The 10,058-nt window shown below is 65.5% G+C and carries 8 protein-coding genes; 2 read left to right on the top strand and 6 right to left on the bottom strand.

The features are described 5' to 3' along the window. Positions 1 to 34: 34 nt before the first annotated feature. The 3 genes from ileS to ABZW16_RS16675 all read right to left on the bottom strand — a co-directional run bounded on the left by ileS (position 35) and on the right by ABZW16_RS16675 (position 5,364). Complete coding sequence (gene ileS / locus ABZW16_RS16685; protein ID WP_354956675.1) at positions 35 to 3,181, bottom strand: isoleucine--tRNA ligase; 3,147 nt, start codon at positions 3,179 to 3,181, stop codon at positions 35 to 37. Positions 3,182 to 3,489: 308 nt separating this feature from the next. Next, the gene (locus ABZW16_RS16680; protein ID WP_354956673.1) at positions 3,490 to 4,434 is read right to left on the bottom strand and encodes a serine/threonine-protein kinase; all 945 of its coding nucleotides are present in this window, start codon (positions 4,432 to 4,434) and stop codon (positions 3,490 to 3,492) included. Between the two features lie 99 nt (positions 4,435 to 4,533). Continuing rightward, the gene (locus tag ABZW16_RS16675) at positions 4,534 to 5,364 is read right to left on the bottom strand and encodes an alpha/beta hydrolase (protein ID WP_354956671.1); all 831 of its coding nucleotides are present in this window, start codon (positions 5,362 to 5,364) and stop codon (positions 4,534 to 4,536) included. A 307-nt stretch (positions 5,365 to 5,671) separates the two neighbouring features. Here ABZW16_RS16675 and ABZW16_RS16670 point away from each other — a divergent pair, with 307 nt between their 5' ends. Both ABZW16_RS16670 and ABZW16_RS16665 read left to right on the top strand, forming a co-directional pair. Further along, positions 5,672 to 6,265, top strand: coding sequence for a WHG domain-containing protein (locus ABZW16_RS16670; protein WP_354956669.1), 594 nt, complete (start codon positions 5,672 to 5,674; stop codon positions 6,263 to 6,265). Further along, positions 6,262 to 7,104, top strand: coding sequence for an alpha/beta hydrolase (locus ABZW16_RS16665; protein ID WP_354956667.1), 843 nt, complete (start codon positions 6,262 to 6,264; stop codon positions 7,102 to 7,104). The genes ABZW16_RS16670 and ABZW16_RS16665 overlap by 4 nt, the downstream gene beginning before the upstream one ends. 169 nt (positions 7,105 to 7,273) lie before the next feature. On the opposite strand, the gene ABZW16_RS16660 is transcribed toward ABZW16_RS16665, so the two are convergent. From ABZW16_RS16660 to ABZW16_RS16650, 3 genes are all read right to left on the bottom strand, one after another. Further along, positions 7,274 to 7,792 (bottom strand): GNAT family N-acetyltransferase, encoded by a 519-nt coding sequence (locus tag ABZW16_RS16660; RefSeq protein WP_354956665.1) that lies wholly within the window; start codon positions 7,790 to 7,792, stop codon positions 7,274 to 7,276. A gap of 134 nt (positions 7,793 to 7,926) precedes the next feature. After that, complete coding sequence (locus ABZW16_RS16655) at positions 7,927 to 9,135, bottom strand: DUF418 domain-containing protein (protein WP_354956663.1); 1,209 nt, start codon at positions 9,133 to 9,135, stop codon at positions 7,927 to 7,929. 101 nt (positions 9,136 to 9,236) lie between these two features. Beyond that, entirely contained in the window at positions 9,237 to 10,004 is a 768-nt protein-coding gene (locus tag ABZW16_RS16650) for a hypothetical protein (RefSeq protein ID WP_354956661.1), read from the bottom strand. Positions 10,005 to 10,058 lie beyond the last annotated feature (54 nt).

The following is a 10,058-nucleotide window of genomic DNA, read 5'->3' as shown; positions in this document are numbered from 1 at the left end:
AGACACCCTCACCCTGCGCTGCCGTGAGCGAACCTCAGCTCGTTCGGGTGAGGTGAACGGTGAGTTCTGCCGAACCCGCGGTACCGCGGTAACCGTCCGTGAGGTTGGTGACCAGAATGATGTCGTTGGCCAGAGTTTCGCGGCCGATGAACTCTCGATGGTGCTTCACCGCGTCCAGTACATCGTCGGGGGCTGCGATGGTCAGTGCGATTCGGTCGGAGATGTCCAGACCGGCGTCGCGGCGGGCTTGCTGGGCGACGCGGATGACATCGCGGGCGATGCCCTCCACAGCGAGTTCGGGGGTGATGTGGGTGTCGAGGGCAATGGTGGTTCCGCGCTGGGTTTCGACGATCCAGCCACTGCGCGGGGTTTCGGTGATCGACACGTCGTCGCTGGTGATCTCGAGTGGTTCGCCGTTGTCATCGATGGTGGCCGTGCCGTGTTCGCGTAGTTGCGCGACCAGGTTCGAGGCCTCGGCGGCCCGGATGGCGTCGGCGACGGCGGGGGTTTGTTTGCCATAGCGTTGGCCGAGGGCACGGAAGTTCGGTTTCACCGCGATATCGGTCAGGGAACCGGTCGTATCGAGCTCATCGATCGTTCTGACGTTCAGTTCATCGGCGATGACTTCGATCAGCTCCGGCGGGAGCTGAACATGTGGTGGCAGGCCGAGAAATGCCCGAGCCAACGGCTGCCGGATGCGGATGCCGCTGGTTTTGCGGGCGGCGCGCCCGCCCTCGACCGCAGCGCGAGCGATCGCGACCTGTTCGGACAGGGTGGCGTCGACCAGTGTGCTGTCGGCGAGCGGCCAGTCGGTGAGGTGCACGGATTCGACGGCGGCGGGGTCGCCGGGGCGGATAACCGTTTGCCAGATCTCCTCGGTGATGAACGGCATGATCGGCGCGAGCAGGCGGGTCAGTACCTCCAGGCATTCGTAGAGAGTCGACAGCGCATCCTGCTCGCCGTCCCAGAAGCGGGAGCGGCTGCGGCGCACGTACCAGTTGGACAGATCGTCGATGAATCCGGCCAGCAGCCGACCCGCGCCAGCGGTGTCGTAGCCGTCGAGTTTTTCGTCGACCGCGCTGGTGAGGGTGTGCAGTTCGCCGAGTATCCAGCGGTCGAGGATGGCGCGATCGGTTGTCGGGCGGGCGGTTTCGGGTCGCCAGTCGGTGTGGCTGGCGTAAAGGGTGAAGAAGGCCGCGGTGTTCCAGTAGGTCAGCAGCACGCGCCGGGTGATGTCCTCGAGCGGGCCCGCGCCGACGCGGCGTGGTGACCATGGGGAGCCGGAGCAGGCCATGAACCAGCGCAGCGCGTCGGCCCCGTGGGTGTCCATCAGCGGGATCGGGGCGAGGATATTGCCCAGGTGCTTGCTCATCTTGCGGCCGTCTTCGGCCATGATGTGCCCAAGGCACACCACGTTTTCGTATGGGGAGCGGTCGAAGACCAGGGTACCGATGGCCATGAGAGTGTAGAACCAGCCGCGGGTCTGGTCGATCGCCTCGCAGATGTATTGCGCGGGAAAGCGTTTCGCGAACGCTTCGACACTGCCGGGAGTGTACGGGTAGCCGAGGGAGGCGAATGGCATCGCGCCGGAGTCGTACCAGGCGTCGATTACTTCCGGCACCCGCGTCGCGGTCCGGGCGCAGTCGGGACAGGGGAAGGTGACGGCGTCGATGTAGGGCCGGTGCGGATCCAGATCCGATAGATCACGTCCGGCGAGTCGACCGAGTTCGGCGCGGGATCCGATCGCGGTGATATGCCCGGAGTCGCAGCGCCACAACGGCAGTGGGGTTCCCCAATAGCGGGAGCGCGATACGGCCCAGTCGATATTGTTGGTCAGCCAGTCGCCGAAACGCCCATCCTTGATGTGGTCGGGGAACCAGGTGGTGCGTTCGTTCTCCCGTTGCATCGCGCTCCGGACGCTGGTGGTGCGGATGTACCACGACGGCTGTGCGTAGTACATCAGCGGCGTGTGACACCGCCAGCAGTGCGGGTAGGAGTGCTCATACCGCTGGTAATCGAGTAGCAGTCCGCGCTTGGTGAGGTCGTCGACGAGGAATTGGTCGGCGGCTTTGAAGAACAGTCCCCCGACCAGCGCGACGGTATCGAGGAACTTCCCGTCGGGGGCGATCGGGTTGACCACCGGCAGGTCATTGGCCCGGCATACCGCCAGGTCGTCGGCACCGAACGCGGGAGCCTGGTGTACCAGCCCGGTACCGTCGGTGGTGGTCACGTAGTCGGCCACCACCACTCGGTGCGCATCGGGGATCTCGACCAGATCAAACGGCCGTCGATAGCGCAGCCCGGCCAGCTCACGGCCGGTGAACCGGGACAGCGGCTCGGCGTGGTCCCCGAGCACCGCCGCCATCAGCAATTCGGCCACCACGAACAGACCGGCGGGGGTGCGGGCCAGCACGTAGGTGACGTCCGGGTGCACGGCGACGGCGGTGTTGGCGACCAGCGTCCACGGAGTCGTGGTCCAGATCAGCAGGTGCACATCGTCGTATCCGGCCAGCGGCTCGGTCAGCGGAAACCGCACGTACACCGAGGGATCGGTGACGGTCTCGTAGCCTTGGGCGACCTCGTGATCCGAGAGCGCAGTACCACAGCGCGGACAATACGGAGTCACCCGGAAGTCCTCGACCAGTCGGCCGTCACCGTGGATCTTCTGCAGTGACCACCACACGCTGTCCACATATTCCGGAGACATGGTGGTGTAGGGGTGATCCAGGTCGATCCAGTACCCCATCCGGCGGGTGAGCTGTTCGAATTCATCGACGTGCCGCAGCACCGACTCCCGGCAGCGTGCGTTGAACACGTCGATGCCGATTTTCTCGATATCGGGTTTGCCCGACAGCGCGAGTTCCTTTTCCACGGCCAGCTCGACCGGCAGCCCGTGACAGTCCCATCCGGCCTGCCGCGGCACCGAGTACCCCTTCATCGTGCGATACCGCGGAAAGATGTCCTTGAAGACCCGGGCCTCGACGTGGTGGGTGCCCGGGGAGCCGTTCGCCGTCGGCGGGCCCTCGTAGAAGACCCAGCCAGCGGCCTCACGGGTGCGTTCGGTGCTGCGGCGGAACACATCTTTGGCGCACCACCAGTCGATGATCCTGGCATCGACCTCCGGCAGGTTCACCCGCGTCGGCAACGCGGCGAACGGCGACACCACAACCTCGTCCGTCATGGAACCAGATCCCTCGTTTCATCAACCCGCATGAGAACAGCCTGCTCATGCGGGGACGAAACACCCTGGCGCCAGGGAACTCCGCGGTACCACCCCGCTTGCACCAGTCGATACCGATGCCTCTTCGTTCGCCGCTGTGACGTGCGGCCGACGTCCGGTTCTACTAGGGGCGGACCCCGTTCTTCCGGAAGCTCCCCGGTGATGGCCGGATCAATGCTGCTGCCGCGACTGTAACAAGCATTGTCGGCCGCGCGCGAGATCTTTTCGGGCTCATGACCTTCGAACAGGTCGGCGCGCAGGACATTCGCCTATCGCGGACCGGATTTCGCAGGGTCCTTTCGTCTGAATCTGGCGCTCAGGTGCGATCGGGTGAATGCCGTATTGAGGCGGTCGAGTAGAGGGGTGGGCGGATCGACGCCCCGTAACGCCTCGGTGAGCAACCGGATCGGTTCGGTGCACGAGGTGTAGCGGGCACCGGGGTCCTTTTCGAGCGACCGGTGCAGGATCGCGTCGACCTCGGGCGGGATCCAGTGTTGGCGCGCGGAAATTTCGGGGGGCGGGTCGTGCAGTTGGGCCTCCGCGGTGGCCATGAGATTCCCGCGGGGGAACGGCGGGCGGCCGGTGAGCAGTTCGATGGCGGAGCAGACCAGTGCGTACTGGTCCGTCGCTGGGCACACCGCACCCGCCCGCAGCAGTTCCGGCGCGGCGAACGGCACCGAGACGACGACGAAACCATTGGTGGCCAGCGGTGGTTCGGGCCGGTGCAGCCAGCGGGCCTGATCGAAATCCGAAAGTTTTACCGTCGCGGCATCATCCGCACCGACCAGCACATTCGCCGGTTTGACGTCGAGATGGACCACATCGTTGGCGTGCACGAAATCCAGTCCCGCCGCGACATCGGTCAGCATGCGCAGCACCCGCGGCAGGTCCGGACGTCGATGCGGCATCCGCACCAGTGCCGACCCGGTCGAGCCCGCGACGTATTCGTGCGCCGACCACAGCCTGCCGTCGGTTTCGCCGTGTGTGTACATCCGCACAATATTGGGATGTCGCAGTACCGACAGAATGTCGAACTCGTGCACGAATCGCGCACGCGCCTCGGGCGACCGGCTGTCCTCCGGCCCCAGCACCTTCAGAGATACCGGTCGCGACTGTTCCAGATCCTCGGCCAGATACACATCGCTGCTACCACCATGGCCGAGCCGGGCCTGCACAACAAATCCAGCAAACTGGTCATTCGGCTCGAGTACCACGGCCTCACCATAGTTCGCCGATATCCGGCATCGACGGCGCAACCCACCGCTGCTGGGAAGAGATGCCCCGTCGGTGAGTGCACCCGATGCGGAGCTGGCCTACGAAGTTGCCGCGAGCACCTCACGGAGCCGAGCGGCGAATGCGGCTGCATCCTCGACGAATCCGGTGTGTCCGCCCGGGAATATGGTCGGCGTGACGCCGATGGCCGTGCCGAGGGCGCGGGACGTGCGGTCGCAGAGCTGATCGGTCGAATCGGCGCCGATACCGATGATGATGCGAGCCGGAGTCGATTGCAGCACAGCGCTGTTCGGCGCCCAGGTAACGGTGCCGTGGAGTTCGTGGCCGAACCAGTAGCGCTCGCTGGCGAGTTGACGTGGTTCGCGCTCGCCGCCGAACATCTGCTGCAGCACCGGTTCCGGCATCTGGATGTTGGCGTTGGCCATGAACTTGCGCCAGGCGCCGACCACATCGCCGGTGCGGTAGGTGGCGATCATGTCCTCGGTGTTGGCACGCACTCGGTCGCGGTCGTCGAGCAGTTCGCCGAGCGGGGGCTCGTGGGCGATCACGGTGGTGACCAGGTCGGGCCGGGATTCGGCCAGTGCTAGCGCACTCGCGGCGCCGCCGCTGGATCCGAAGACCACCGCGGGACCGATGCCGAGGTTGGCAATGAGCCGGGCGACGTCGTCGGCGCGCAGCTGCGGAGTCGAGTCCTGCTCCGGATCGTCGAGCACACTGTCCTGGTGCCCGCGCGGGTCGGTGGTGAGGACGGTGTGGTCGGCAGCCAGCAGCTCGGCCAGCGGAGCGAAGGCCGCCGCGTCCATCGGTGCGCCGACCAGCACGACCAGCGGTCCCTCACCGCGCACCTCGTAATGCAGCTGCGCCCCGGGCACGTCGAGGGTATGTGCGGCGGCGGTCGAAGTCGGGTTCATCAAGGTCTCCTCGAGCAGTAGTGACGGTTGTTCGTGAATGTGGACCGCCCCGCCGCACCGAACTAATCGGTCAACCACCAACTTTCTCGCGCAACCCTCGTGTCACCCACCGTGTGCACTCCCCCTGCGCTGTACAGCAACTCCGGCGAGACGCCGCACTCCCCCTGCGACGCAACGCTGCATCCGAACTCCGGCGGCCGCTCCGCCCCAGCTCGAGTTGAGCGGGGGGCGCCGCATGGGTAGACGATTGCCAAAGCTAGGCACCTTAGGTTATAACCTAATTATCCTAGTTTGAGAGAGAGGGGCTATGTCACCACGTGCCGGACTCACTGCCGAGCGGATCACGCAGGCAGCGGCCGAACTGGCCGACGAGGTCGGGTTCGACAACATCACCGTGGCGGCGCTGGCCCGGAAGTTCGGTGTGAAGGACGCGAGCCTCTACTCCCACATCAGGAATCTCGAGGATTTACGCAATCGGGTGGCCATGCTGGCCGCCGACGAGAAGACCGGCCGAATCGCCGCGGCGGTGGCCGGACGCGCCGGACGCGATGCCCTCGCCGCATTCGCCGACGAGTGGCGGGGCTACGCATTGGCACATCCGGGCCGTTATGCCGCCACGCAGATGCCGATGGATCCGAGCGTGGCCGCCGGATGGGCCGGTGGGCGGCGCGCGATCGATCTGACCTATGGGATGCTGCGCGCCTATGGTCTCGGCGAACCCGATATCACCGATGCGGTTCGCCTGTTGCGCAGCACATTTCACGGATTCACCGCCCTGGAGGCGAGCGGCGGGTTCGGCCACTCCCGGCCGGCCACCGCCTCCTGGGACCGCATTATCGACGCTTTGCACCTCACTCTCACCCATTGGCCGTCGACCGACGAGAAAGCGAAAACCCAGTGAGAACAGAAACATTGGCCGTGCCGGGCGCCACCCTGTATTACGAGGTGCGGGGCAGCGGCCCGGTGCTGCTCCTGCTGCCCGGCAGCGGCGGCGATGCCGGAATCTTCGATCCGGTCGCCGATACCCTCGCCGAGCACTTCACCGTGGTCGCCGCCGATCCGCGCGGTTACTCCCGCAGCGTCCTGGACGATCCCGAACCCGTGGACCAGCGGATGGAGGTATTCAGCGACGATGCCCATCGCCTGCTCGAACACCTCACGCCCGCAGGCGAATACGCCTATGTCACCGGTATCAGCGGTGGTGCGGTCGTGGCACTGGACCTGCTCGCCCGCCATCCCGACCGACTGCGGTTGGTGGTCGCTCATGAGCCGCCGTGCTTCGCGATCCTCCCCGATGCAGACGCGCACCGGGCGATGGTCGAGGAGGTGATCGAACTCTGCAACGAGCAGGGCCCCGCCGCCGCTGGCGCGCGCTTCGTGCAGGCCGTCGGTGTCAGGTCCAAGCCGCTGCCCGATCCGGCGGAGGTCCCGGCCCGCACCGCCGAAATGCTCGGCCGTCTCATGGCCAACACTGCGGTGATGTTCGCCCACGAACTGCGCCAGGTCACCGCCTACCGCCCCGATATGGCCGCACTCGCCGTCGTCCGGGATCGCCTCGCACTGGCCGCGGGCCGCGAAACCCGTGGCCAACTCCCGTACCGCACCGCCGAAACCATTGCGAGCGAATTGCAGCACCCGCTCGTCGAATTTCCGGGCGGCCACAGCGGAGTCCGCGAAACCCCAACCGAATTCGCCCGCACCCTGCTCGAAACGCTGACGGCCAGCGCCGTCGAACGCTGAACCCAGCCCTTCTGTGTCGTCGCTTTTGGCCGGTCGTGATCGGTTGGGCGGCAACACCATTCGACCTAGCTGTGTTTGAAGGGTGGTTCAAGTTGAGGGGCGCCGCTGCACGGCGTCCCTCAACCGGTAGGACGCAAGGTGTCGGTGAGCCAAAGCGACTCGAAAGCTTTTATGCGGCGACCTCATAGATGATTTCGAGGCCATCCTCGTCGTCCCATTGCTCCCCGACCTGAACGAAGCCGTATTGCGATGCCAGCCGGGAAGACGCAAGGTTGTCGGGGCTGATGCTGACGCGAACCATTCGGACCCCCGGTTCCCACGCGGCACGCTGTAGCAAGCACTCCAAGGCCGCACGGGCATAACCGCGCCGGCGCAGAGCCGGATCAACGGCGTATCCGATCTCTACCATTCCCGATGAGTCGGGCGGCGCGTGGAACCCGGCCATGCCAACAGCCAGTTGCTCGGGCACATCCCAGATCACACCGGTGACCCAACCCGCACTGGCCGGATCACGCAACGCCTGCTCGCTGCGCCGCTGCCATGTCCGCCGCGAAACCGGATCCACGAAATACGTTGTCAGCGATACCGGACTCACCTTGTTCGCCGTTGCGAGATCCCCTGCCGCGAGCGCCCGGAATGCCGGACCATTCAGGTGCACGACACGAACACGTGGCCGAACAGCAGACATAGACTTCTCCCTCGATCGGCGCGCGCACCACCATAAACATCCACCTCGAGGGCCGTCCACCGCATTATCCCGGCCGGTGTCGACCGTGTCCGAGGACAAGGCAGGTGTCGGATCCAGCCGTCGTTCAGCGATACTCAATCTCGCTGCGCCGGAGCATATTCCGGCCGACGCCAGGCCGGAACCGACAAATACGTCGCGGCCCGCAAAACCCACTCCACCGGCCCATACGCATGCCCACGCAACCACCGGTCGCTGAGCACGATCTGCACCGCATAGGTCACCAGCGCAATCCCGATAACGCCCGCCGGTGGCACATCATCGGCCAGCGCTAACCCGTAGCCGGTGTAGATCACCATCAACACCACCGACTGCAGAATGTAGTTCGATGCCGCCATCCGCCCGGCCGGGGCGAGCAGCGCGAGATACCGTGCGGTGCGCGCCGATTCGGTCAGCATGATGATCCCGGCGATATACGCGAAGGTCATCAAAGGGTTCACCAATTCCTGGATCCCGGCCCAGTACGACGGCGGCTCGAGCCAATCCATCACATTCGCGAAGGTCACCGCCGAGACCGGCAGCCCAACCGCAAGTCCGCCCACCAACACCCGAGGTGCCCAGCGGCGCAGTGTTTCCCGATCGGTGAACAATTTGCGTTTACCTGCCGCCATCCCGATCAGGAACAATCCGAGCGCCGGAACGCCCTGAGTGAACCAGATCAGGACCATCCATCTCGGCGCCTGGGACAACTGCATCGCGAAGGTGTCACCGAAGCTGCCGGTATATCCCTCCCGCAACGCCACCACGTCGAGCAGATCAGCAAGCGCAATGACATCGCCGGAATTCGGCAGAAACGACCATACCGACCACACGCCGTACAGCACCGCCCCGCCGATCACCGCGCGCCGCGGCCGCACCCACCGCAGCAGAATCAAAATCAGGCACAGGAACGCGTACAGCGTCAGAATGTCCCCGATCCACAGCAAAAATACATGCGCCAGCCCGATCACCATCAGCGCGGCACATCGACGCAGCAACCGCGGATTCGCCGAGACCCCGGCCCGCTGCGCCGCCGCGATCTGCAGGGTGAACGAATACCCGAACAGAAACGCGAACAGTAGATAGAACCGGCCCTCGAACAGCGCCTCCACCACCGCGTTCACCATATGGTCGGCCGTGCCGTCGAAGCCGAGTCGCGGATCGTCGTCGGTCCCGGCGAACGACCAGATCAGCGTGGCGAAATTGACATTCACGATGAGGATCCCGAACAGCGCGAATCCCCGCAGGATGTCGAGCTCGGCGATCCGTCGACCGGATGCCGGAGCGGACAGCACCGATTCGGACATGATCCGAAGGTAAGCGACCACACCGAACCGGTCGTCCTCCCATCGGCCGATTCCCACCCTGATCCGATCCACCCCGAACCGCTACCTCCGGCGTATTGACATCACGCCAGGTCGGCGACCTCCAGATAGATCTGCCGCTCGACGGCGATCTCGACCAGGAAGCCGCGCTCGCCACCCACCGAGGCCGTCCTGTGGAATGCCGCCACCGCTACCTCCCCGACCCGCAACCGCTGGCCAGTGAAATCGCGCTGCCCCAGAATGATCGGCTGTGCCCGCTCGAACTCCAATTCGCTGACATCATCGGGCAGCGGGAGTCCGAGCAGATCGGTGACGGTGCCGGGGATGAGCCGGACCGCGACGATCTGATCGAAACTCGGACGCCGCACGATCCGGTGCGCCAGATACATCTTGCCCGACCGCCCGAAGCACAGATGCGTCAGCAGCTCGGCAGTGCGCAATGGATGCGGATCGAGCTGGGCGAAGGATACGACGTTGCGCACCGTCACGTCGACATCGCGCGCGATCACCGTGCCGCGGCGATCCAGATGTCCGCGAATCAGGTTGCCCCGGAACTCAGTTCGCGGATGTTGCGCGTCCGGACCGAGGTCGGCCAGCGACAGCCCCGCCGGGGCGAAGGCGTGGCAGCCGACAAATCCGGCGCGTCGATCGGCGCCGAGCGCCCGGCGGCCGCGTTCATCCAGTTCGACATCGAGCAGCACCTGAAAGTCGTATGGCGCGAAAATCATCGGCCGATGCGAGAGGTAACAGTCGGTGCCGGTCCCGAACACCACCATCCCGTGTGTACCCACCGTGGGCGCCGACCGGCATGGACCCGCATGCACGGCCGTCTTGGTGAACATCCCACTCATGAGGAGGCTCCTTTCCTCCATCCCCGACCCCCAGCCTGGCTCGAGCGCGCCCCA

The organism is Nocardia sp. NPDC004604, assembly GCF_040609795.1.
GTDB lineage: Bacteria > Actinomycetota > Actinomycetes > Mycobacteriales > Mycobacteriaceae > Nocardia.
Note: the sequence above shows the minus strand (reverse complement) of the source record. Positions and strands in the feature narration are given on the sequence as shown.